Raw genomic sequence first — 25,074 nt, forward strand, 5'->3', positions numbered from 1 at the left:
AGTCATAATAAAAATAAAAGAAATCCCTATTATAAATATGGATAAAAACCCAGAAATTCTGGGTTTTTATCCATATTTTTATATTTAATTAGCGCCTTCTAATTTTTTCTTATTTTCCTCATACTTCTTTTGCTGATACTGTAATACCTTATCATAGCCATATTCTTTTCTCTTTTTCAGGAATTCATTAAATATCTTATCAAATTCCTCATCCGATTTTGCTAATAAAAGTCTTGGAAGCGTTTTTCCCCATTCTTGTGCAATTCTATTAGCCGCAATACCTTCTTCCGAATCACCCGTTGGATTAATCCCATCAAAGGCGGCAAAGCTTACTGTTTTTCCTTTAGTCCAATCTTCCATCTGCTTAAAAGGTTCTGCAGTTGGTGGCTGCCACTTAAGCATCATGTTAGTATCCATGAGCATCCAGAAGGTATAGGATGCACCATACTTTTTATCAAATGCTGCTCTATCTTTGTTAAGAAGGTCTAATACTTCTGGCTTGAATTGTTCTTTTCCATCTATAATATCATAGGTCACACCCTGTTCGCCAAGATATAAATCCTTCTGTCCCTCTTCGCTAATTAGATAACTTAAAAATCTTATCGCCCTTGCTTTATCCTTAACATCCTTTGAAATTAAAGTAATTGTCCAACCTGCAATTCCATCACCTGCTAATGTTGGTGGATCAAGATTTGAGTTTGCCGGTCCATCTACTGCTATATAAATCGAATTCTTATCCTTTGCATAAAGGGCCTGCTGCTGTGCTGCCATATCGCTTCTCTGGTAAAGCATAGCAAAATATCTGCCTTGGGCTATCTTTTCTTCCATTTGTGCCCTTTTATCTACAAATATATCTTTAGCAAGAAGTCCCATTTCATTTGCCTTTCTTAATGTTTTTAGCCATCTTATATATTCCGGATCAGTTAGCCTATCATATAATTTCCCGTCTTTTTCCATAGGTATTGCAAGGAAATTTTGGAGGTATGACTCTAGTGAATAATTTCCTGTATCGGTAAATTCGTGTAAACCAAATGGGATTAGAGGCTGTCCATTAACAGTTGGGAATTTTTCCTTCGCAGCCTTTAATGCATTAAGAAAACCTTCAGGGGTTCTCATATCTGGTTTGCCTAGCGCCTCATATATATCTTTTCTTACAAGGAATGTCTGATTTGATGGTTTCAACTCCTTATATCTCTCAAAATCCTTTGGTGATGATGATGCATTAGGATATCCATAAACATGTCCATCTTCCTTTGTATACCATGCAAGCTTCATAGGATCTGCAACTTTAAAGAAATATGGGTCATATTGTTTTGCTAGTTCATCAAGCGGTAGAACAAGCCCACCATCTATCATTTTTTGGACAGCATCCTCCCACCATCCAAGGGTTATAAAGTCTGGGAGTTTACCCGAAGCTATCATTGCATTAAGCTTTTCGTTTTCATTTCCAGCTGGAACTATAAAATTTATGTTTACTCCTGTCTTTTTAGTTACATATTGCGAAGTAAGATCAACCCCCCATTTATTCGGGAACCAGGAAAAGTTTATATACCAATCAAATGTAATCGGTTTATCTACGTCCTTTTTCCATCCTGGTTCATCTTCGCTTACTGTCGAAACTTTTTCATTATCGGTTGAATTAGATGTTTTTTTACTGCACCCTGCAAAGCTAGATACAGTCATTACCATAAGTAGTAAAAGTGCAGTCAGTTTTGATAAAATTTTTTTATTCATGACCATCCCCCTCTATAATTTTATTTTATAATCTTCGGTCAGGCGAAGATTATATTCTTCTTAACCTTTTATGGATCCTATCAACATTCCCTTTACAAAATATTTTTGTAAAAATGGATAAACGCAAACTATTGGAAAGGTTGTAACTACCATAGTTGCAAGCTTTATAGATTGACTTGTAACTGTCCTTGTTATTATACCTCCCGGTGCTGCCTGCATAGCTGTATTAGAACCTACCTGGGCAACAATCCTATAAAGGTAAGTTTGAATGGGTTGAAGATCGGGATCATTTATAAATATCATACCTGTAAAGTAATCATTCCATTGATAAACTCCATGATAAAGAGCTATTGTAGCTATAACAGGCAGCGAAACCGGTAATATAACTTTTAAAAATATTAAAAAGTCATTTGCCCCATCTATTTTAGCTGCTTCTTCAAGGCTTGAAGGAATTTCTCTAAAAAAAGCTATAAATATTATTGCATCGTAAAAACTGAACATCGCAGGAATTATGTAAACTATAAACTTATCAAGAAATCCTAAGTTTCTTAATAGTAAATAATATGGAATTAGTCCTCCGCTAAAAAACAATGTTATAATTCCTAAAGTCATATAAAACTTTCTTCCTAATAACTCCTTCTTTGACAATGCATAGGCAACCATAGCTGTAAAAAAAACATGTAGGAAAGTTCCAATTACAGTTTTAGCAACAGTAATCCCCAGAGCTTTTAATATGCCTGGACTTGAAAAAACGGCTTTATAACTGTCAAGACTAAATTTTCTGGGCCACCAATATATTCCTCCCCTCATAGCATCCATGCCATCGTTGAAAGAATTTACTAAAACATACCAAATAGGATATAGGGTTATAAAGCAAATTATAAGCATTATAATAACATTTACAGTATCAAATATTTTTTCTCCCAATGTCCTTCGTTTTAATATGCTGATTTTCATTGAATCACCTCTAAAATAGCGAAGTATTATTTAGTTTCTTTGATACAAAATTAGCAGATAATAAGAGTAGCAATGCTATTATTGACTTGACTAATCCAACTGCCGTTGCATATGAATATCTTCCAAGGTGTAGACCCATTCTATATACAAATATATCTATAACATCACTGGCACTGGCATTAAGAGGATTTCTAAGAACTAGTATTTGGTCAAAGTTTGAATTTAAAATTCCGCTTACAGTTAATATAAATAATATAGTTACTGTAGGTTTGATTGCCGGGAGGGTTATAAACCACATCTTTTGTAACCTTCCTGCACCATCTATCGTTGCTGCCTCATACATTTCCGGATCAACGCTTGCTATTGCGGCTAAATAGATAATTGCTGACCAACCAAGTTCCTTCCATATATCTGAAATTATAACTATCATCCAGAAATATTTAGGTTCCGCTAAAAAATTAATAGGTTGATCAATTAATTTTAGTTTAACTAGAATTTCGTTTATAATCCCAACATCAGAAAGCCAAGTAGTTAATATTCCACCAAGAACAACCCAAGATAAAAAATGTGGTAAATATGAAACTGTTTGAACAAACTTTTTAAATTTTAATGATGTCAGCTCATTCAAAAACAAAGCAAATATAATAGGAAGTGGAAATCCTATCAATATCTTTAAAGTGCTAATTCCCAATGTGTTTTTTACTGCATTAAAAAATTCAGGGTCAGTTAAAAATTCCTTGAAATATTGCAACCCTACCCATGGTGCAGCAGATATTGGCTTTATAATGTTGTATTTTTTAAAGGCAATGATAATTCCATACATGGGTAGGAAATTAAAAACAATCATCCATATGACACCTAAAATAACCATTATTTGCAAATATCTTTGCGCCAATAATACTCGAAATATTTTTTTGTAATTTTCGTTTTTCTTCAAAATTCTGTTAGGACTTAAAAATAGATTCATAACTTCACTGTCCCCCATGTATCAATTTGAAAATTTTCCATAATTTATATTATTATTTTACAAAAAGCCTGTCCATTTTTATAAGGTATTAATTTTTGTTCTTGGTGTTTTATTTTTAGGTATGATTGATTCTAAAATAATGCTACCATTTCCTAAATGTAAAATCTATGAATTAAAAGGTCAAAGGTTATAATTAATATTAAGTAAAACAATAGAGGGGGGAATATTAGTGAAAAAAATACTTATAACCTCATCTGCAGTTCTTCTTTGCATGATTTTTTTAATTTACTCTATAAGAGTGAATGCATCAAAAAACTCTACATCAAGCAAAAATATCAATGCTAATTGGAAGCTGGTATGGAGCGATGAGTTTGATGGTGATAGCATTGATAAAAGTAAATGGAATTTTGTTGAGGGGGGAGGAGGTTTTGGTAATAACGAACTACAATACTACACGTCAAGACCAGAAAATGCAAGGGTTGAAAACGGAACATTGATAATTACAGCAAGACGTGAGGACTATGGTGGAAATAAATATACATCTGCTAAATTAACAACCCACGGCAAAGGTGAATGGACCTACGGGAAGTTCGAAATAAGAGCTAAACTTCCAGAAGGTCAAGGATTATGGCCTGCAATTTGGATGATGCCTTCTGATATGGATATATATGGTGGGTGGCCTTCATGTGGCGAAATAGATATTATGGAAAACATAGGAAGTGAACCAAACAAAGTCTTTGGAACTCTTCACTACGGCAATCCTTGGAAATATACAGGTAAAGACTACTACCTACCTGATGGCAAAAAATTTTCAGATGACTTCCACACCTTTGAGCTTGAATGGTTACCAGGAGAATTCCGATGGTATGTCGATGGTAATCTATATCAAGTTCAAAGACATTGGTATAGTAGAAATCTTAATGAGGCTGATTCATATACTTATCCAGCACCTTTTGATAGGGATTTTTATCTTCAAATCAATTTAGCTGTTGGCGGTAACCTTCCTGGTAACCCCAAAGATGATAGCATTTTCCCCAAAAGCTTTGTTATAGACTATGTTCGAGTATATGAATACAAAGGTGAATACCCCCAGATTAACTACGATTATAATACTGTAAGACCTACCCTTGAAGATGGAAATTATATTTACAATGGAACATTTGATAAAGATGTTGAGGGCGTAGATAGAATTGATGGAGTTGATGGAAGTTCATACTGGCGCTTTAACACTTTACTCGGCGGAGAAGCTATTCCTTCTATCGAAGACGGTATTTTTAAAGCTGAAATCCTTAATCCTGGATCAGAAACCTATTCGGTTCAGCTTACCCAAGAACCAATATTTATAGAAAAAGGTGCTAAATATAGGGTATCCTTTGACGCAAAGGCATCAAAACCAAGAAGTATAATAAGTAAAGTTACTATGGTGGGTGGCTCTTGGATTAGCTACTCTGGTGACACTGTGATTAATTTAACTACAGAAATGAAAAACTATTCGTATGAATTCACAATGAAAAATGAGGCTGACCCCTTTGCAAGACTTGATTTTAATATTGGGAAAGACGATGGAATTGTATATTTGGATAACGTAAAATTAATAAAAATCTCTGATAATATAAACAGCGACCCTAACCAAAATAGGGAACCTCTTAAGTCAGGAAACTATATATACAACGGAACCTTTGATCAAGGTAAAGAAAGATTGGGATTCTGGAAATTTGAAGTGTCTAATAGGGCTAAGGCTATAATTTCAACTGATAATCGTGAGGTTTATGTAAATATTAAAAATAATGGCAAATCACCTGATGATATAAGACTTTATCAGGAAGGAATAAAATTACCCTCAAATGAAACTTATATCCTATCCTTTAACGCAAGGAGCAGCCAACCAAGGCCATTAATTGTAAGCATTAAATCTAACGATAAATATATTACAAAATCATTAACATTAACTAGAGAAATGGAAAAATACAGTTTTGAATTTTCAACAGAAGATAGCTCTGATAATCCTTATGTTCTTCAATTCCTATTTGGAAACGACCCAAAGGATGTCTATTTAGATAATATATTCTTAAAGAAAAAAGCTAAACCAGTGGTTATAGATGATACTAAGGAGGCGATCATCGAGGCCGAAAACTATCATCAGATGTTCGGAGTTTTGGTTGGACCTTGTTCAGACATTGGTGGGGGAGAGACTGTTGGATATATAGACGATGGGGATTGGATGGATTACATTATAAACGTTAAAAAGTCAGGAATATATACAGTATTTTTTAGGGTTTCAGGAGGTTTTTCAGATAAAATAGGTAAAATAGATATAATATCAAATGGCAGAATACTTTCCTCAACAGACCTAAAATATACAGGCAGTTGGGATACTTATACTACTGTAAAAACTACTGTTGAACTACAAGAGGGGGAACAAATTTTAAGGATATATGCTAATAAGGGCGGATTTAATCTTAATTACTTCAAATTTATATATGGAATTGTTTCAGAAAACGACGATACTTCTTCAAATCTAATTAAAAACGGCAATTTTGACCTTGGCAGTGAATATTGGATACATTTTAAGGCAGATTGGGATGGTGCTTATTCAGTTGCTGCAGTGGAAAATGGAGAAATGAAAGTAACTATCTATTATGAAGGGCCACAATTCTGGTCAACCCAAATTGCACAATCTAATTTGAGCATACTAAAAGGCGAAACCTACGAACTTTCCTTTGATGCAAGGTCGTCAGTTATAAGAGATATTCAGGTCATGATAGAAAGAAATGGTGGAGATTATGCAAAATATTTCGGACCACAAACAATTACTTTAACCCCTGAAATGCGACGTTTTAACTTTGTTTTTACCATGAACTCTGAGACCGATGAGGTTGCCCACATTGTGTTTGCCCTTGGCAAAATCGGTGACGCAAATATTATAGGTAATCACGAAGTGTATCTGGATAATATAACTCTTATAAAAAAATAAATAAACCTCGAAGAAAAATCATATAACCCCACAAGGTAGATCCTTCGTGGGGTTATATGATTTTTTCAATTATTGGTGATAGGAAAATTATTATTGAAAGGACTATTATAAATACCACCGTAAGCCAAATTATTATATTTTGGACCCTGCTGTTGGTATATTTCCCCATTACAGCCTTTTTATTTGTTAAAAGCACCATAAATATAAGGATTATTGGGGATAATATACCCGCAAGCTGCTGGGTTGCAAGCATTATTGAAACTAAGGACAACTTAGGCATTAAAACTATTAGAGCGCTTAATATAATCATACCTGCAAATATTCCATAAAAGATCGGTGCTTCTTTAAAGTCGTTGTCAAGTCCCCTCTCAAATCCAAAGGCTTCACATATAGCATAGGTAGTCGATAGGGGGATTATTGCAATTGCAAGGGCCGAGGCACCAAACAGACCTAGTCCAAACAAAGCTGAAGCATATTGCCCTGCTAAAGGCTTTAAGGCAAGGGCCGCCTCATTTGCACTTTCTATTCTTATTCCATTTTTGTATAAAGTCACTGCTGTCGTTACTATTATAAAAAATGAAACCAAATCCCCCCAAAAGGCTGAAAGGTAAACGTCAAGCTTTTCATATTTGTAATCCTCAACGCTAAGGCCTTTATCTACGATTGAAGATTGAAGATAAAACTGCATATAGGGAGTTATTGTCGTTCCTATCATTCCAATGAAGGTTAAGATAAATTCCTTGTTAAACTCTATCTGGGGAGTTATCATCTGTTTAAATACATAATTCCAATCCGGTTTTACGATAAATGCAGTTATGATATACGAAAAGAAAACAAAGGTAAAGGCTAAAAACACCTTTTCAATCTTAGAATAGGAACCCCTTGTAATGATGAATAAAGTAAGGGCTGCAACTAATGGAACGGATATAAATTTACTTACCCCAAACAGCTCCATGCTGGCTGCAATTCCTGCAAAATCTCCAACGCATACTCCAAAGTTTGCAATGAAAAGGGTTAGCATTGCAAAAAAGGCAAGCTTTACACCAAACTGCTCCCTTATAAGGTCAGCTAATCCCTTTCCTGTTACAACAGCCATTCTTGCATTCATCTCTTGAATTACCGCAAGGCTGAAGGTAATAAGCAATAATCCCCACAGCATTTTATAGCCAAAATGAGCTCCTACCGCTGCATAGGTTGCAATTCCTCCGGCATCATTTCCTGCATTAACTGTGATAAGGCCAGGTCCTATAACGCTTAAAATGAAAATTATATTTTTTAATCTTTTGCTCTTTATCCTCATGATGTCCTCCTATGCTGACCTTCTTAATATTTTCTTCCACCTTGGCAGAAGAACTTCGTCAACTATATCGTTAAGAATTGCCATACCAACTAGGACCCTATCCTTATCAACAACAGGAACTGCAAGAAGCTCATATTTTGTAACAAGCTCCGTAAGATCATCAAGGTTATCCTCATCTAATACATAAATTACATTCTTTCTCATGATATCCTTTAGCTTTGCATCCCCATCTGCTACTATAAGATCTCTTAAAGATACCACGCCAACAAGCCTTCCAGCATCGTCTATAACATAAAGATAATAGGCAATTTCTGAACTTGGCTTTGTCTCCCTAAGGTTTCTTATAACTCCATCCACCGTCTCATTTTCATTAAAGGCAATGTAGTCAGTGGTCATTATGCTTCCTACGGTATCTTCGTCATAATCAAGAAGCTCTTTTATCTCCTCTGCATCCTCTTTATCCATCTTTTCAAGTATCTTTTCAACATGCTCTTCGTCTACATCCTCTAGAATATCTGCAATCTCATCGTTAGGCATGTTGTCGAATATCTCCTTTGCATAGCTTGCATCGATGTTTTCAACAAGATCTGTTTGATATTCATCCTCAAACTCTTCAAGGGTATTTGCAGCAAGCCTTGCATCAAAGGTTTTAAATATATCGCTTCTATATCTTGCATCAAGTTCCTCCAAAATATCTGCAATATCAGCGGGGTGCAGGGATTTTAACTTTTTATAGGGCATAGATAAGGTTATTCTGTCTATCTGACCTTGAATTGGTTCAACGTTATCCCAAATGATTAGGTTGTTGCTGAGCCTTCTGCCAAACTTTGAAAGCACAAACTCACAAGGTTCTAACACTCCAAGCCTTCTTAAAAGACCTCTAAAGCCTATATCAACCGCCACAACCTTATATCCATCTCCTATTTCAGCAAGCCTTAGGTCGTTAACCCTTACAACCCTCTTCCCATTAATATCTACAATCTGCTTATCCAAAATATCGTTTGATAGGGAGTAGTAATTCTTTTCCTTTTTGTATTCATAATAGTTTTCAACAATAACCTTGTATCCTTTGTTGTCTTTAAAAATATTTAAGCTCTTAAAAGCGATTTCCTTTACATTGTTTCTATTTTTAAGCTTTATTCCCTCAACCTGTGGGAGATGCTCATCGGATGTTACAATAATATCAATAACTTTACCAAGGTAAATATCGTTTTGGTCGTAAACTGGTGCGTTTAAAATATAGCTTACAAAGCATCCTTTAACCCTTTCCATAACTCGTCCTCCTCCCCTTTTGGCAGGAGAACTACATAAGGCAGTATGGATGAAGCAGTAGTTCCCCTACCATTTATTGTTTCTATTAAATTGTAAATAATACTAGGATAAGGGCCACCCTCCATCATACCACCTCCTTCTATGTAACCCCATTATCATTATACTGCTTTGTGAAAAATTATTCTACAAATAATTTAAAATAATGCTTGCTATTTATACATTAATATGTTATAGTTATATAGTATTCAAAAGGTCACTAGCATTCCTCTTTGGGAATGGGCGTAGGGTCTTTGAATCAAATTATTTTCCCAGGAGGAATGAGAATTATGGATAAGAACTTAATTTGCAAAGATTGTGGTAAGGAATTCATCTTCACACAAGGAGAACAAGAATTCTACAAAGAAAAGGGATTCGAAAACGAACCAAAAAGATGCCCAGAATGTAGAAGAGCAAAAAAGCTTGAAAAAAGAAACTTTTCAAGATAAAAAGTAGCCAAAAGGCTACTTTTTTTATGCATTAATATTCTACTATAGAAATCTAAAAAATTCAACTGAAAAAGCCGTAATAGTTGTTCATATAACCATAATATCTTTTTCTTTTATATTTAGGTGCCACATATGCACCATATAAAAATCCACCTATATGAGCCCACCATGCAATGCCTGCTCCATATAAAGGACCTATCAACGTAAGAACCCCGTTTGAAATTTGGGATATAAACCAAAGGCCTATATATATAAAAGATGGAATGTCTACGAAAAATGGAATCCAAAGTAGCGGAATTAAAGTTGTTATCCTTGCAAAGGGGAACATTATAAAATAAGCTCCCATAACTCCGGCAATGGCACCCGAGGCTCCAATAGTCACAACCGGCGAGTTAAAATTAAATAAATAATGAACAAGTGCTGCGATAAAACCGCTTATTAGATAAAAGATTAAAAACTTAAAATGCCCCATCCTATCCTCAACATTATCACCAAATAGCCAAAGGGCCCACATGTTGCTAATAAGATGAGTCCAGCTTCCGTGCAGAAACATGCTTGTAAATATAGGCAAGATATAAATCTCTATATTGCCACTCAAAACTCCCAAAAGGGACTTAGTTAGCATTAAAGGAATAAAGCCGAACACCTTTAAAAAATCCTCTAAAAGATAATGCGGCATAGAAGTTTCAAAAATAAATATTACTAGATTGACAAATATAATAAGAAAGGTAACCACTGGCTTTTTTCTGCTGGGATTTGCATCTCTTAATGGTATCATAAAATTGCCTCCTAATTAATCTCTATTTATTTCCCATTCATCGCTTCCTCTACACCATCTTACAAAATGCTCACAATTGTTAAAAAATAAATCATACTTGTTTTCACCCAATCTCATCCTAGCCCTATAAACAACGGTTTCCCTTGAATATATAATAGGGCTATCTAATACATATACTTTTCTACCACTAGCAAATTCTTCATATGTTACTTCACACACAAGCCCATTATCATAGTGAATTACATAACCATCACCTACATATAAGCCATGGTGAGTATATATATCAGGACCTATTTTCCCATCAACAAATAAATGGTCTCCCTCTTTTAGTTGATTTATAGACTTAACTCTTTTTCTTAAATATTTTGCAGATCTAGAGGAACTTGCTTCAATATGATTACGTATTGTAATTGCTGTCCTGTCAAGTTTTTCTACAGCTTCACCTAATTCTGGGGAAATTTCCTTACACTTTTTCTTAAATTCATTTTTTACCCTTTGATTGCTACTTTTTATTTCTTCTTTAATATCATTCAACTCTTCTCTTATAGGTTCAATTACAACTTCATTGAAATCATCTAATATTGTTCTTTTACGCGGACCAAACAAATCTCTAAAAGCGTCTTCTAAATCATATGCATCCAAATCAAACAAATCCTTAAAAAACCCCATCTTTATATCCTCCTATAAAAATTTTATAAACATATTATAGCAATTAATGTAAACATTATAAATATTTATTTTAAAATAATAGGGTAGGATTTCTCCTACCCTAAATTATTGAAAATATCAACTTTTCATTTTCCTTCAGCCACTTCTTTTTACTTTCGTAATCGGGATCTATAGATTTTATTTCATTCCAAAAGGATTTTGAGTGATTGTGATGTTTTAGATGACAAAGCTCATGAATTATTACATGATCTATAACATCGATCGGTGCAAACAAAAGCCTCCAATTTAAGTTTATATTCCCCTTAGTTGAGCAGCTTCCCCATCTTGTCCTTTGTTCCTTTACAGCCATCCTTTTATATTCAAATCCATATTTTCGGCTGTAATAATCAAGCCTTATCTTAAATATTTTCTTTGCCTGTTCTTTATACCATTTTATGATTATATCATTAATATGCTGCTGTCTTTCAGTTTTATCTAAAAGCTTAGGAACACAAACGATTAATTCACAATCCTTTTTATATGCTCTTATTTTATCCACATCATCCACAATAACCTTTAGAGTAAGTTCACTTCCTAAAAAGGGCAGCCTTTTTCCCGTTGTAAATTCTTTCTTCTTTTCATCCTTTTTATTTTTCCCAAGCTCCTTTAACTTTTCTAAAATTAAATTTGCACCCTTTTCAACAAACATACGAATAAAATCATCATCTGCAAAAGGAGGAGCAGTTACAATAACCTCCCCTTTTTCATTTACTCTAATAGTTATCATCTTTTTTCCCTTTTTAGATACTTTATAATCAATCCTTTGTCCATTGTAGATTATATGTGGCATGTCAATGTCCTTTCTATATTGATATTTTAAAACTTTAACTATAAGTTGAAAATATAAAATTGCGGGCTAAAGTTAATCATACATATGCCGCCCGCAGAACACATGTATGATATGATTAACAGTGCACAACTTGAGGTAGTTATGAAAAATAATTAATTAAAAAAACAAAAAATATAACCTGTAAATGTAAAATGTAATATTAAGAAAATAAAGTATAACATGTAAATTGTTAGTTGTGCTAAAAAAACTAAATCGCATAACTATACCTATTCAAAATATATATCTGCCTACAGAATGTAAGCAGTATATATTTGAAGCTGTGCACCGTTAACATCAAAATTCAATCTGAGCTTCATTATTAGCCTTTAATATTGCAGCTTCATATTTATCTATCTCTTCACTTATTCTATTTATTTCTTTTTGGAGCCATTCTTTATCAAAATTTAATTCTTGAATTAAATAGTAAGAACTACCATTTACGTCTGATTTTCTTTGTTTAAAGCTGTTGCATGTATATATTGCCGACAAATTAGAACGCAAAGTTCTAAGAGATTTTAAAGAGGATAGCGCATTTTGAATTGTAACCCCTGGCATGCATTCAATTTCATTATTAGCTTTATTTATTTCTGAAGATAACTTGTTTATATTATTGATTAATTCAACTATTTTAGTATAAATTTCAACAAAACTCTTTGTGTTGCTCAGTACTTCTTCTGTCCCATTCAATTCTTTAATTTTTTGAATTACAACATTATTTTTAAGCTCAGAATATAATGTTGCCAAGTCATTATTATACCTATCTAAAAGCAGCCTTGCTTCATTAAGATTCGTAAAAATCCCTCCTTTCTTATTTCTCATGCAATAGTAATCCCTTCAATCAGGTCAAGGTCATTTCTACGATATAGATGGCCCGAGATTCGAGAATATAACTAATTACAGTGATAATCCCTTCAATCAGGTCAAGGTCATTTCTACTAGCTGTTAAGCCTGCAAGTGACAACAGCAAGAAGACAGTGTGATAATCCCTTCAATCAGGTCAAGGTCATTTCTACGAGTCAAGAAAGGCTCCTATAGCCATTGCCTTCAAGAAGGCTAGTGATAATCCCTTCAATCAGGTCAAGGTCATTTCTACCGATGCAAACATCAAGGCAATCGAAATACTACAAGACAGTGATAATCCCTTCAATCAGGTCAAGGTCATTTCTACCGATGCAAACATCAAGGCAATCGAAATACTACAAGACAGTGATAATCCCTTCAATCAGGTCAAGGTCATTTCTACATGATAGGGGCAAAGGAGTGTATGCTCCATGTTGCCCCAATGTGATAATCCCTTCAATCAGGTCAAGGTCATTTCTACGGCACCCCTCGGGAGGCATTGAAAAATCTAGCCTGAGAATGTGGTTTTTGAAAACCTATTTAAAATCGCTTTTTTTAGCTGTTAAAATAAGTTTTATACACAGATTGTATGTTAAAAAAATTGCCTCTCAAGCTTTGATTTTTCTGCGATGTAGAGGTTTTCAAAAAACCCCCTATGTATAAAAACATTTTAGGGGTTTTTTGATTTATTTTTCTATAATATTAATTCTACCAAAATATTCAAAATCCTTCTATTTTATTAATTATTTTTCTTATTAAAAATAAATAGCCCCAAACTAAAAAGTAGTTCAGGACTATTTTTTTAAAATATATTTCACATAAAACAAATCTTTTCTCCTAATAAAAGACTAATTACTTCTTTACCCTATCACAATACACCTTAATTACCTTACTCATAAATCCTGCAAGGCCAGGTTTTACATTATCTATGTTTTGTGTAAAGCGCTCATCTGTAATGCAAAGCTTCCTAATCCTCTAAATATTTCAATTTAACAGTAATCAATAATCATTTAAAAGCTAACAAACTGTCATGTGAAGCTTATTCCCCCCCTTAGACGTTATTTGCATTAATGAATGAAAAACTAAAAGAAGGTTTATCACCTAAAACTATAATAAATATACTTAACATCATAAATAAAGAAAAATACTATTATAATATTTAAAAAACCTAAAAAGCTCCGGCATTAGGATTATTCCATTACCACCCGCAGCGATAGAGGAATTACATATATTCTTATGTTTTATCGGAAGTTAAAAAGTCTACAGCTATGAAAATTAATCATATAAGAAGAATAATAAAAAGTCTAAGTGATTATTTATGTCCTTTACCCTTTGTGTTATAATATTTATATCACTTCCGGAGGTGTTTTTATATGGATAATCAAAATCTTTTGGCTGCAATTGAAGAACTGCTTGATAAAAAACTTGAACCTATTAAAGCCGACATTTTAGAGATAAAAAACGACATCATAGAAGTAAAAGGCAATATTAAAAATATAAACAATAAAGTTAACGCTATATTTGACCAAGTGGCCGACCTTACAGAATTTAAAACCGAGGTTAAAGAAAAACTTGATAACATTAGAGATGATATTAACGCTATCGAATATGTAACATCTAAAAACTGGAATGAAATAACTAAGCTAAAGATAGCAAAATAAAAAATAAATTTTGTTATTTACTTAAATAACTTAACAAGGGTGGGCATTTAGATAATTGCCCACCCTTACTATTAATATAGAGACAAAATCTTAAACTTAAGTGCCTGGCACTAGTAAAAAACCCTACAAGCATAAAGCTTGCAGGGTTTTGGTGCGCCCGGAGGGACTCGAACCCCCGACCAACTGATTCGTAGTCAGCTACTCTATCCAGCTGAGCTACGGGCGCATATTAATCAAAAAGCCGCACTCTGTGCGGCTTTGGCGGAGAAGGCGGGATTTGAACCCGCGCGTCGGTTTCCCGACCTACGCCCTTAGCAGGGGCGCCTCTTCGGCCAGCTTGAGTACTTCTCCACAATATATAAAATATGGCGGAGAGGGTGGGATTCGAACCCACGGTGGAGTTACCCCCACGCCGGTTTTCAAGACCGGTGCCTTAAACCAGCTCGACCACCTCTCCGTGTCGGACATTAATTATTATAGCAGCTACATTCACTTATGTCAACATATTTTTTATATCTTTTATTAAATTATTTTTAATGTGCCACACCTCAAGTCACAATAGATAGTATACAGTCTAAATAGGCATTTTTCAAGAAGTAATTATTTGTAAAAATGTAAATGTGTTTTGTAAGTATATGGAAATATCAAAAAGTCAAAATGTCAAGTGCCTGGCACTCAATAATAAAGTAGGCTCTTGAGCCTACTTTATTATATCTATTCCACCCATGTATGGTCTTAATATTTCTGGAACGATAACTGAACCATCCTCTTGTTGATAGTTTTCAAGTATTGCTGCAACTGTTCTGCCTACTGCAACTCCAGAACCGTTTAATGTATGAACGTATTCTGGTTTTGATTTTGGATCCCTCTTAAATCTTATGTTAGCTCTTCTTGCTTGGAAGTCTTCAAAGTTTGAGCAGCTTGAAATTTCTACATACCTTCCGTAGCTTGGCATCCAAACCTCTATATCATACTTTTTAGCTGCTGTAAATCCTAAATCACCTGAACAGATTAATACAACCCTATATGGAAGTCCAAGAAGCTGCAGAACTTCCTCTGCATCCCTTGTTAGACTTTCAAGCTCTTCATAGCTCTTTTCAGGATCAGCAAATTTAACAAGCTCAACTTTGTTAAATTGATGCTGTCTTATAAGTCCCCTTGTATCCCTTCCTGCTGAACCTGCCTCTGATCTAAAGCATGCTGAATATGCAGCATATTTTAAAGGAAGTTTTGAACCGTCTAATACTTCATTCATGTGCATATTTGTAACAGGAACTTCTGCAGTTGGAATTAAGAAGTAGTCAAAATCAGAAACCTTAAAGGCATCCTCTTCAAACTTAGGAAGCTGTCCTGTTCCTGTCATGCTCTTTCTATTCACCATAAATGGTGGAAAAACCTCTGTATATCCGTGTTTTTCTGTATGAAGATCGAGGAAAAAGTTAATTAAAGCTCTTTCAAGCCTTGCACCAAGACCTTTATAGAATGTAAATCTTGCTCCTGTAACCTTTGATGCCGTCTCAAAATCAAGTATTCCAAGGTTCACTCCGATATCCCAGTGGGCCTTTGGTTCAAATTCAAACTTTCTTGGTTCACCCCATCTTCTAACCTCAACATTATCTTCGTCAGTATCTCCCTTTGGAACATCTTTATTTGGGATATTTGGAATTCTAAGAAGAAGATATTCAATCTCCTCCTCAACCTTTGCAAGTTCATCATCCAGCTCCTTAATCTTATCAGAAAGCTCCTTCATTTCAGCAACAAGGTGTTCTGCGTTTTTACCCTCTCTTTTTAATTTTGCAATCTCCTGCGAATCTGTATTCTTTTTGTTTTTTAATGCCTCCACCTCGACAAGAATCTCTCTTCTTCTTTCATCAAGCTGCACAACTTTGTCTATCATATCAAGGGTGAAGGCCTCTCCCCTAATCTTTAGTGCTTCCTTAACTTCCTCTGGGTTTGTTCTTATTCTTTTAATATCTAACATTTTCTTCCCTCCTTGTTTTTTATATAATAAAAAGCCTTCCATCCCCAAAGGGACGAAAGGCTATACTTTCGCGGTGCCACCCTAATTGACCATAAGGTCCTCTCTTTGTGGTATAACGGCCACATCCGTTTTGCTCTTCGCAAACCCTCTGGAGTGGATTCAATAAGGCTAAACACCGGTTCACACCAACCACCGGCTCTCTTGAGTTTAAACCTTATCTACTATTCTCCATCACCGGTTTTAATATATTATATCAATATTTTCAAAAAATGCAACTAAATTATTTTATTAAAAATTGACCTTTTTCGTATATAAGCTCTCCATCTGCAAAGATTTTACCTTCTTCCTTCATATCGCAGAGCATATCCCAATGGATTGAAGATACATTTTGTCCTCCAGCTTCCGGGAAGCCCCTTCCAATGGCAAGATGAACCGTTCCACCTATCTTTTCATCAAATAGCATATTCTTTGTAAATTTTTGAATTCCGTAATTTGTTCCTACCGCAACCTCACCAAGGAATTTTGCACCCTCATCGGTTTCAAGAAGCTCTAAAAGAAGATCCTCTCCCTTTGCTGCCTTTGCATTTACAACCTTTCCATCCTTAAATTCAAGATATATATCCTCGATTTCTCTTCCTGCGTATATTCCAGGAAAACTAAACCTTATATGTCCATTTACGCTGTCCTCTATAGGACTTGTAAATACTTCGCCATCTGGGAAGTTCTCCTCACCACAGCAATTTATCCATTTTCTGCCCTTTATGCTCATTGTAATGTCGGTATCCTTAGAAACAATTCTTAAGGTTTCTTTTGTATTTAAAAAGTCGCATATTTTCTGCTGCTCATCCATTATCTTCATCCACTTTGCAACTGGATCCTCTTCGTATATATATCCTGCACCATATACAAAATCCTCATATTCTGAAAGGGACATGGAGGCTTCCTGCGCATTTGCATGGGTTGGGAACTGAGTTCCACACCATCTTAATTCTCCCTTTGCCATCCTTTCATGGAATATTTCCATAAGCTCTCTTCTTCCCCTTGATCTTAACTTCATCTTTGAAGCATCTACATTAGTTAAAAATCTTGTATTTTTATCTCCCCAAATAGTTAAAACAGCATCTACCGTTTCAAAGGCTCTTTTTAGAGATTCGGGTGTATATGTAATTTGATCCTCCGAACCATATTTTAAAAGTATTTCAGTTAAGTCTTCAACACCTATGTCAACCTGAGGATAAGCGCCTAGCTCTATTGCCCTTTTATATACTGCCTTAATTAAAGGTAATGTGGATTCCCCTCCTGAAATTAAAAGCTTATCTCCCTTTTTAATCTTTAACGAATAGGTTAATAAAACATCAGAAAGCTTTAAAAGTCTTGGATCCATCTTTAAACCCCCAATCAAAAAAATGGTTCTATGGAAATTATACCATAGAACCATAAATTTACAACATCACTTTGATTTTTCCTTGAGTTTAGTTAGGATGTTTTCTAATTCCTTTATATACCTTCCATATCCAGCCCAGTCCCCCTGCCTTTGGGCTTCTATTGCCTTCTTGTAGGTATCATCTGCCCTTAAAATGAGGGTCTTAATATCTTCTTCCTCCTCTACAGGTGTTGTTGGAACTTGTGCTGCAAATAGTTTTTGGATGGCAAGACCTATGTTGTCCTCCATAACTATAGAATCTCCATAGTTTACAATAACCTTTTTAAGTTCAGGCAAACTCTTTCCACCCTGTGCCTTAAGATATAGCGGCCTTACATAGAGGAGGGAATTTTTAATAGGTATTATATTAGTTTCACCTAATATTACGCTGGAGCCCTGCTGGTTTAAAAGGGTTATAAGGCTTGATATTTGTATATCGGTATTTATCCTTGAATTAAACTGTTGAGGCCCTAATATTGCCTTTTCCTTCGGGAATCTAATAAGAACCATTTCCCCTAAATTTTTATCCATCCTTGCTGCAAGCCATGAAACCATGTTTTCCTTTTTAGCAACGGTATATGGAATCGTAAGTAAAAACTCCTCATCGTCAAATATTTTCATAACCTGATAAACCGCCTCAACCTGTCTTTCGCTTCCGTCTGGATTTTTATACCTTGCAATAGACCATAGATCCTCACTGTTATAAAAAGATATTGGGTTTTTCATGTGATATTTTTCATAAACCGTTGACTGAATTAAAAATACATCTTCTGAGTATCTTAAATGCTTTTTAAGCTCTTCAGGCATATCCTTTATATCTTTAAAGATACCCTTATATATATTCCCTATCGTTAAAGCTATAGGATCATTCTTATCTGCAAGATAAAAGTCAACCCTTCCATCATAAGCATCAACAACAACCTTTACTGAGTTTCTGATGTAGTTTATTCCGTAATAGGGTTCGGAATAGGGGAATCTGTTTGTAACTGTATAGGCATCTATAATCCAATAGAACCTGTCCCCTGCCATTACAAGGTATGGGTCCTCATCATAGTTTAAAAATGGTGCAATCTTTCTTACCCTTTTTACAATATCTCTATGGAGGATTATCCTTGAATCAGAAGTTATATTGTTGGAAAGTATTAGGTTAAAGTCCCCATATGCTAAAGCAAATAAAAGTCTATTTAAAGGATTAAGCTTAATTCCAGCCTTTCCATCATACCTTGTTTCCTTTTCTCCGCTTCCATAAGGGTAATCTATCTCGTTATTTTTAGCATTTATTATTATATAATCGTTGTTTATCTCCCCAAAGTAAATCTGAGGTTTTGCAACATTGAATCTGCCAGACATTGGTATATCCTTTACTATAAACTGGGGAAGGCCGGTTTGAGTTACAGCATTAGTGTAGGACATAACTGCTCCATAGCCGTGGGTGTAGAATAATCTTTTATTCTGCCATGTCTGGAACTTAGGATCCCTGAGGGAATTATCAAGTTCCCTTGCAGATATAAACACTTGTCTTAACCTTCCATCTATCGTGTATCTATCTATATCCACATCGTTAAACCTATAATAGTTTCTAATGGATTGAATTTGGTTAAACACCTCTAAAGATTGGGAAAATTCCGTAACCCTTATATTGTCTATTGTATTTTTGTTTTCCTGAATATCCTTTGAAGTTAAATCGTTTTTTACATCAAAATCTATTTCCTTTATATTTTCAAGTCCAAAGGCCTTTCTTGTATATTGGATGTTGTGCTCTAAATAGGACATTTCCTTTTCCCTTGCGTTAGGCGCTACTATTATTTTTTCTACTACAAAGGAAGCTATCCCTTCAAAGGCTATAAATAAAACTATAAAGGCTGCGGTATAGATAATAGGTTTAATCCTTCCCCTTAGTATGGAGAAAAATATAATAAACGATGAAATGATGCATAATATGATTAAAACTTTTAGTAAAGGTAATGTTACATGAACATCTGTATAGCTTGCTCCAAAGGCAACTCCCCTTGGGGAATAAACTAAATTTAATGCCCTAATATAAAATACGCCGGATAAAAGGATTAGGAACAAAGCTGCAAAATAAGCAAGCTGTCTTCCAAAGAATCTGGATTTTGGATTTTGCCTAAAGTTAAACCCAATAAGGCTTAATCCATCCTTTGCCCTTTCAAAGGCGTAAAATATAAAGGAAATAATCGCAAGAACCAATACAACAGTAATCAAAAAGCTTAATATAGCTTGAATTAACGGAAGCCTAAATACAAAAAATCCTATGTCCTTATTGAAAATAGGGTCATTAATATTGAAATTTTCTCCGTTTACATATTCCAAAATCCTATACCAAAAGGCCGAGGTAAATATAAATGAAATTATAAGCGTTATAGCTAAAGAGATGTAGAATATAATTTTATTTCTTTTCCTTATTTCTCCTTTATCGTAAACCATTCCGCCTATTTCTAGGTAGTTTTTAGCAAGAAATTTTGCATAGAAATATATTGCAATAAGAAAAACAAAAAAGGAAGGAATAAATATTAAAAGCTTTGCCTTAAAGGATGTAAAAAATACGTTTAAGTATCCAACCTCCTTAAACCACTGGATGTCCACTAAAAAGCCAGAGATGGATGAAATTAAAATTAACAAAATAACAATGATTATTAGAAGCTTTCCAATAAAACCTTTCATATAATACCCCCTAATCGATTAAAAATCCCTTTTTATCTAATTCCTTTACTATCCTCTCAAGGGTTTCTTCAGAGTCCGCTTCGATGGTGTGAAGATGTACCCCTCCTGTCAGATTAGAAAGGGGCATGTCAGAACTTTCCCTTAGCCTTTCAATAAACTTTTCAACATCGTAAAGGGATTTTAGCATTAATTTTCCTGTGATTTCACCATAAACCTTGTGTTCTATAGTAACGTCTATGACTTTACCACCAAGCTTAATTATGGTCTTTAGTTCCTCCTCTATATCCTTAGGTTCATGCTTTACGGCGATTACCCTTGAATAGCTTTCATTTCCTCCTAAGAATATGTATCCTTGGGGCGTTGATACTATGTTGTGGCCTTGGGCTTTTAAAAGGGCAATATCCTGAACTATAACTTGCCTTGTAACGCCAAACCTTTCAGCAAGATAAGCCCCCTTGATTGGATTTTTAGATTCCTTTAAAAGGTTCAAAATCTCAAGCTTTCTTTCATCCCCCTTCATTTGATCCCTCCTATTGAGCAGTTAACCAATCTACCATCCATGCACCGTCAATATTAACGCATGTAAAGAATAAATCCTTTCCTAATACTTTTTTGCCTGATGTATCTATCTCATAGAAATTAACCTTAACCCTCGCCTTTTTCTTTGAAGGATCTAGAGTATATCCTCCTACAACAAAATCCACCTGTAAAAAGCCTAAGGATTTTGTCTCCTCCATTTCCTTTACATAATCATCATAATATTTTCTATAGGTATTATTCTCATCGTCCGACATTAAAAGATAAGCATCAAGCCATCTTCCTTGTTTTTCTAAAGTCATCTGTCTTTTTAATATTTCATTAGGTGGGCTCTTTTTGTCCCTGTTAAAAAGATTACGATTTCTAGCTAACGGAGCATTTATAGCGATATTTCCCTTCAATGTATTATATGTTTTTCCTTCGACTTCTATTTTAACCTTTCTAATCCCAGGTATTTCTGTTAATGAATTTACTATGGAAAAAACCGTCATTCTTTCGTTATCCGCCCCGCCTGGATGATTTTTAATAAATTCTTTAGATAAATTGACAATAAGGGTATCATCCTTCTTTGTTAACGATATTATCTTTGTCCCTTTAGGAATGGTGTTTTTGTATCCTTTGTTAGAGCCTTTAATAAGCTCCTTTAAAATGGTTCTTTCAAGGGAAGTATCAAAGGCAACCTTCTTCTCCTCAGGAACTAAATATTTCCCCTGCTGATCTGAAAAGAATAAAATAATGTTTACCATCTGCTTTTTTTGTTCTATCGAGATATCTTCTACCTTTACCTCCTGTTTTTTACATCCTAAAAGTAATAAAAAACAAAGCAAAGTGGCAAGTATCCTTTTCATCTTAGTCCCTCCATTAAATAGGCAGTTTAATTATAAAAGCAGTTCCTTCCCCCACTTTGCTTTTAACTTCTATGTCCCCCTTATGAAGTTTTATGATATGCTTTGCAATAGAAAGCCCAAGGCCTGCTCCACCTGTTTTTCTCGCCCTTGTTTTGTCGACTCTGTAAAATCTGTCAAATATATATGGAAGATCACACTCAGGTATTCCCATCCCATAATCTTTTATAGTTATTTTTATTTGTTCATCCTTTTCAATTAAAATATCGATTTTAGAATCTTCAAAGGAATACTTTATAGCATTTTCGATTATATTGTAAATTGCCCTAAACATATTATCCCTATTTACATAGGTTATTATGCCTTCGCCTTCTACATTTATAGTTATATTTTTATTTTTTGCGATTGGATTTAGGCTCTTTACAACATCCTTTATAAGTTCCTTTATATCTAGGCTACTCATCCTAAGTTCATCAGAATTTTCAATTTGTGCAAGTTCTAAAAGTCCATTAACAAGGTTCGATAGTCTATCTATTTCATTATTAATACTGTTTAAAAATTCATCTCGTATATTTTTATCCTCCATCGCCCCCTGTTGCAGTGATTCTACTAAAACCTTTATCCCTGCAAGGGGAGATTTTAATTCATGGGAGGCATCTGCTACAAATTGTCTTCTTTTTTTGTCTAATTCTATAATTCTTTTATTCATGTTATTAAAGGCTTCACATAATCTTTTAATCTCTTTATAGCCATCTATATTTATCTCGTCTAAAACCAAATTGTCCTTTGATTTTTCAATTTCAAATACAAATTTATCTAATGGCCTTGTTATGCTTTTTGATATATATAGACTATATAAAAATGCTAAAACTAAAACAATAGTTGAAATTACAATTATTTGGCTTTCTATATATTTAATTCTTTGCAACGCCCATTTCATGGAATTTATAAATACTATATTCCCAATATGATTATTATAAAGCATTATAGGATATGAAAGAATATAGTATTTTTCCCCATAAATATTTAACTGTTTGGTAACTATTTCTTTTTTGAACAGATCACTTAACGGCAATATCTTGTTAAAATCATCATAAACAACCTTACCATTTAAGACAATTACTATCTTTGAATATACATCCCTTTGTATTTCCTTTAGTTTTTCTAAATCTACTTTATTGTTATAAACATCGATATAATCGAGGCTTGTTTTTGCAGCAAATAAAACGTCATTTTTCTTAGAATCGATGTAAAACTTCTGAAGGATATAATATATAGATACATTTATAAGCAGAACAAGTAAAAATATAATTGAAAAATAGGACAAAATAAGCCTATATCGTAGATTATTCTCCACTATAATAATAACCAACTCCCCATTTTGTCAAAATATACTGAGGATTAGCAGGATCCTTTTCTATTTTTTCCCTTAATCTTCTTACATGGACATCGACAGTTCTAGAATCACCAATATAATCATATCCCCATATTATTTCAAGAAGGGTGTCTCTGCTATAGATCTTCTTAGGATTTGTAACAAGCAAAAATAATATATCATATTCCTTTGCAGTGAGGTCAACTAATTTTCCAGCTATGCTAACCTTTCTTGAAGCGACATCTATCATTATATCTCCACTTTTTATAATATCTATCTTTGTATTTGACGTTTCATAGGCTCGTCTTAAAAGGGCCTTTACCCTTGCCTTAAGTTCAGTAATGCTAAAGGGCTTTGTTAAATAATCGTCAGCTCCAAGTTCAAAGGCCTTCACCTTATCCTCATCATATCCCTTTGCCGTGAGCATTAATATTGGAATTGCTGTAGATCTATCCCTTATACGCTTTAACACATGAAGCCCATCAAAATGAGGAAGCATTATATCGAGAATTACTAAATTATATATATTTTCTGATATCATCCTAAGGGCAGCTTCTCCATCGAAGGCAACATCAACGCTATATCCCTCGTTCTCAAGATTATATTTTATACCCTTTACGATATTTTCTTCATCATCGATTAGTAAAATTCTATAGTTCAATCAAATCCCCCCTATTCTCTTTCAATATATTATAACATTTTTTTGTCAAATTAAAAATATTCTAATTTTTGCAGTCAGCCCTCTGCAATAATTTAAGTTTTCTATCATTTATATTATAATTATGATGATTTTCAATAAGAAAAGCAAGATAGTTCTTCTTATTTCCAAGATAGTCAAGGGCAATTTTAGGATGGTCATAATAAGCCCTTATGAATTTAATCCTTTTTAGCTTTTTAAGCTTTTGTGAAAATATCTTATCTAAAATAACCATAATAGATTTCGTTATAGGATTAAGGCCGCTATCTATCTTTCCTATGTCATGCAGTAGAGCTGCTTTAATAAGAATAATATCATAACATCCTTCCTTTATGGAGGTTTGTAAAACACATCGTGCCACATTAATGCTGTGATACTGCTCAGATTTACTTAAGCTATAGAAAAGCTGCCTTTCCCTTTCATTTAAATAAAAATTAATAAACCTGTAATCATCTTCAGTTAATTTTGCCGTTATGGCCCTTAAAAACTGTTTTACCCTATAAAGCATAAAATCACCCCTATGAAAAAAAGGCAAGGATTTCTCCTTGCCTTTATGGAGCCGGCTATAGGACTTGAACCTACAACCTACTGATTACAAGTCAGTTGCTCTACCGATTGAGCTAAGCCGGCATATGGCGACCCAGAAGGGGCTCGAACCCTCGACCTCCGGCGTGACAGGCCGGCACTCTAACCAACTGAGCTACTGGGCCAAAATCTTAAACTTAAGTGCCTGGCACTTACCCGGCAGTCACCTACTCTCCCAGGCCGTCTCCAGCCTAGTACCATCGGCGTAGGTAGGCTTAACCTTCGTGTTCGGAATGGGAACGGGTGTTTCCCTACCTCCATTACCACCGGATTAAACTGCACAATAAGATCAAGCCCTCGACCTATTAGTACCAGTCAGCTAAACGCCTTACGACGCTTACACCTCTGGCCTATCTACCTGGTAGTCTTCCAGGGGTCTTACCGCTTTCGCGTGGGAAATCTCATCTTGGGGTGGGCTTCGCGCTTAGATGCCTTCAGCGCTTA

Annotated in this window: 22 protein-coding genes, 5 tRNA genes, 2 rRNA genes, 1 CRISPR repeat array and 1 other annotated feature; of the genes, 3 read left to right on the forward strand and 26 right to left on the reverse strand. The window is 34.5% G+C overall.

Annotation, left to right across the window (positions count from 1 at the left end; all coding sequences use genetic code 11):
- Positions 1-84 precede the first annotated feature (84 nt).
- Genes Q3V94_RS05820 through Q3V94_RS05830 form a run of 3 tightly spaced genes read right to left on the reverse strand, consistent with a single transcriptional unit; the run spans position 85 to position 3,538 of the window.
- Positions 85-1,734 (reverse strand): extracellular solute-binding protein, encoded by a 1,650-nt coding sequence (locus Q3V94_RS05820; RefSeq protein WP_008909025.1) that lies wholly within the window; start codon positions 1,732-1,734, stop codon positions 85-87.
- A 60-nt stretch (positions 1,735-1,794) separates the two neighbouring features.
- Positions 1,795-2,691, reverse strand: coding sequence for a carbohydrate ABC transporter permease (locus Q3V94_RS05825; RefSeq protein WP_008909024.1), 897 nt, complete (start codon positions 2,689-2,691; stop codon positions 1,795-1,797).
- Between the two features lie 10 nt (positions 2,692-2,701).
- Complete coding sequence (locus Q3V94_RS05830) at positions 2,702-3,538, reverse strand: sugar ABC transporter permease (RefSeq protein ID WP_303525914.1); 837 nt, start codon at positions 3,536-3,538, stop codon at positions 2,702-2,704.
- A 349-nt stretch (positions 3,539-3,887) separates the two neighbouring features.
- Between Q3V94_RS05830 and Q3V94_RS05835 the strand changes: the two genes are divergently transcribed.
- The gene (locus Q3V94_RS05835; RefSeq protein WP_303525917.1) at positions 3,888-6,632 is read left to right on the forward strand and encodes a carbohydrate binding domain-containing protein; all 2,745 of its coding nucleotides are present in this window, start codon (positions 3,888-3,890) and stop codon (positions 6,630-6,632) included.
- Positions 6,633-6,684: 52 nt separating this feature from the next.
- Here the strand turns inward: Q3V94_RS05835 and Q3V94_RS05840 are convergent, their stop codons facing one another.
- Genes Q3V94_RS05840 through Q3V94_RS05850 form a run of 3 tightly spaced genes read right to left on the reverse strand, consistent with a single transcriptional unit; the run spans position 6,685 to position 9,329 of the window.
- Entirely contained in the window at positions 6,685-7,932 is a 1,248-nt protein-coding gene (locus Q3V94_RS05840; RefSeq protein ID WP_008908712.1) for an Nramp family divalent metal transporter, read from the reverse strand.
- Positions 7,933-7,941: 9 nt separating this feature from the next.
- A complete protein-coding gene (locus Q3V94_RS05845) occupies positions 7,942-9,204 on the reverse strand; it encodes a magnesium transporter (RefSeq protein ID WP_303525920.1) in 1,263 nt (420 codons plus the stop codon).
- A complete protein-coding gene (locus Q3V94_RS05850; RefSeq protein WP_303525922.1) occupies positions 9,177-9,329 on the reverse strand; it encodes a hypothetical protein in 153 nt (50 codons plus the stop codon). Before Q3V94_RS05850 ends, Q3V94_RS05845 begins: the two co-directional genes overlap by 28 nt.
- A gap of 198 nt (positions 9,330-9,527) precedes the next feature.
- Between Q3V94_RS05850 and Q3V94_RS05855 the strand changes: the two genes are divergently transcribed.
- Positions 9,528-9,689, forward strand: a complete 162-nt coding sequence (locus Q3V94_RS05855) for a zinc-ribbon domain-containing protein (protein WP_040306165.1) — start codon at positions 9,528-9,530, stop codon at positions 9,687-9,689.
- 61 nt (positions 9,690-9,750) lie between these two features.
- On the opposite strand, the gene Q3V94_RS05860 is transcribed toward Q3V94_RS05855, so the two are convergent.
- From Q3V94_RS05860 to Q3V94_RS13675, 5 genes are all read right to left on the reverse strand, one after another.
- Entirely contained in the window at positions 9,751-10,467 is a 717-nt protein-coding gene (locus tag Q3V94_RS05860) for a rhomboid family intramembrane serine protease (protein WP_274766705.1), read from the reverse strand.
- Between the two features lie 15 nt (positions 10,468-10,482).
- Complete coding sequence (locus tag Q3V94_RS05865) at positions 10,483-11,136, reverse strand: lecithin retinol acyltransferase family protein (RefSeq protein ID WP_303525927.1); 654 nt, start codon at positions 11,134-11,136, stop codon at positions 10,483-10,485.
- Positions 11,137-11,236: 100 nt separating this feature from the next.
- Positions 11,237-11,965, reverse strand: a complete 729-nt coding sequence (locus tag Q3V94_RS05870) for a M48 family metallopeptidase (RefSeq protein ID WP_303525928.1) — start codon at positions 11,963-11,965, stop codon at positions 11,237-11,239.
- A 333-nt stretch (positions 11,966-12,298) separates the two neighbouring features.
- A complete protein-coding gene (locus tag Q3V94_RS05875) occupies positions 12,299-12,823 on the reverse strand; it encodes a hypothetical protein (RefSeq protein WP_008908700.1) in 525 nt (174 codons plus the stop codon).
- 3 nt (positions 12,824-12,826) lie between these two features.
- Positions 12,827-13,325: a CRISPR direct-repeat array (repeat unit 37 nt; unit sequence GTGATAATCCCTTCAATCAGGTCAAGGTCATTTCTAC).
- A 371-nt stretch (positions 13,326-13,696) separates the two neighbouring features.
- Positions 13,697-13,816 (reverse strand): TipAS antibiotic-recognition domain-containing protein, encoded by a 120-nt coding sequence (locus Q3V94_RS13675; protein ID WP_368506509.1) that lies wholly within the window; start codon positions 13,814-13,816, stop codon positions 13,697-13,699.
- Between the two features lie 401 nt (positions 13,817-14,217).
- On the opposite strand from Q3V94_RS13675, the gene Q3V94_RS05880 reads away from it, so the two are divergent.
- The gene (locus Q3V94_RS05880) at positions 14,218-14,505 is read left to right on the forward strand and encodes a hypothetical protein (protein WP_274766702.1); all 288 of its coding nucleotides are present in this window, start codon (positions 14,218-14,220) and stop codon (positions 14,503-14,505) included.
- A 149-nt stretch (positions 14,506-14,654) separates the two neighbouring features.
- Here the strand turns inward: Q3V94_RS05880 and Q3V94_RS05885 are convergent.
- From Q3V94_RS05885 to Q3V94_RS05955, 15 genes are all read right to left on the reverse strand, one after another.
- A tRNA-Arg gene (locus tag Q3V94_RS05885) sits at positions 14,655-14,731 on the reverse strand.
- Between the two features lie 33 nt (positions 14,732-14,764).
- Positions 14,765-14,856: transfer RNA gene (locus tag Q3V94_RS05890), tRNA-Ser, on the reverse strand.
- Between the two features lie 15 nt (positions 14,857-14,871).
- Positions 14,872-14,962 (reverse strand) — tRNA-Ser (locus Q3V94_RS05895).
- A gap of 243 nt (positions 14,963-15,205) precedes the next feature.
- Complete coding sequence (serS, locus tag Q3V94_RS05900) at positions 15,206-16,486, reverse strand: serine--tRNA ligase (protein ID WP_303525930.1); 1,281 nt, start codon at positions 16,484-16,486, stop codon at positions 15,206-15,208.
- Positions 16,487-16,531: 45 nt separating this feature from the next.
- Positions 16,532-16,730 (reverse strand) — a binding site (T-box leader).
- 36 nt (positions 16,731-16,766) lie between these two features.
- Positions 16,767-17,870 carry an aminopeptidase gene (locus tag Q3V94_RS05905; protein ID WP_303525931.1) on the reverse strand — a complete coding sequence of 368 codons (1,104 nt, stop codon included), beginning with the start codon at positions 17,868-17,870 and terminating at the stop codon, positions 16,767-16,769.
- 66 nt (positions 17,871-17,936) lie between these two features.
- Entirely contained in the window at positions 17,937-20,591 is a 2,655-nt protein-coding gene (locus Q3V94_RS05910) for a UPF0182 family protein (protein WP_303525932.1), read from the reverse strand.
- A 10-nt stretch (positions 20,592-20,601) separates the two neighbouring features.
- A complete protein-coding gene (locus Q3V94_RS05915; RefSeq protein WP_008908116.1) occupies positions 20,602-21,111 on the reverse strand; it encodes a transcription repressor NadR in 510 nt (169 codons plus the stop codon).
- 10 nt (positions 21,112-21,121) lie between these two features.
- Positions 21,122-21,976 carry a GerMN domain-containing protein gene (locus Q3V94_RS05920; protein ID WP_008908115.1) on the reverse strand — a complete coding sequence of 285 codons (855 nt, stop codon included), beginning with the start codon at positions 21,974-21,976 and terminating at the stop codon, positions 21,122-21,124.
- A gap of 13 nt (positions 21,977-21,989) precedes the next feature.
- Positions 21,990-23,345: a cell wall metabolism sensor histidine kinase WalK gene (locus Q3V94_RS05925; RefSeq protein ID WP_040305869.1), complete on the reverse strand. Its 1,356-nt coding sequence runs from the start codon at positions 23,343-23,345 to the stop codon at positions 21,990-21,992.
- Entirely contained in the window at positions 23,320-24,009 is a 690-nt protein-coding gene (locus Q3V94_RS05930; protein WP_008908113.1) for a response regulator transcription factor, read from the reverse strand. Before Q3V94_RS05930 ends, Q3V94_RS05925 begins: the two co-directional genes overlap by 26 nt.
- Positions 24,010-24,070: 61 nt before the next feature.
- On the reverse strand, positions 24,071-24,553 hold the full coding sequence (locus tag Q3V94_RS05935) for an HD domain-containing protein (protein ID WP_303525941.1): 483 nt from the start codon (positions 24,551-24,553) through the stop codon (positions 24,071-24,073).
- Between the two features lie 46 nt (positions 24,554-24,599).
- A tRNA-Thr gene (locus Q3V94_RS05940) sits at positions 24,600-24,675 on the reverse strand.
- Positions 24,676-24,678: 3 nt separating this feature from the next.
- Positions 24,679-24,755 (reverse strand) — tRNA-Asp (locus Q3V94_RS05945).
- A 29-nt stretch (positions 24,756-24,784) separates the two neighbouring features.
- Positions 24,785-24,901: ribosomal RNA gene (gene rrf, locus Q3V94_RS05950) — 5S ribosomal RNA — on the reverse strand.
- A 14-nt stretch (positions 24,902-24,915) separates the two neighbouring features.
- A 23S ribosomal RNA gene (locus tag Q3V94_RS05955) occupies positions 24,916-25,074 on the reverse strand; the annotation flags it as partial.

This window comes from Caloramator sp. CAR-1 (assembly GCF_030546345.1).
Lineage (GTDB): Bacteria > Bacillota > Clostridia > Clostridiales > Caloramatoraceae > Caloramator > Caloramator australicus.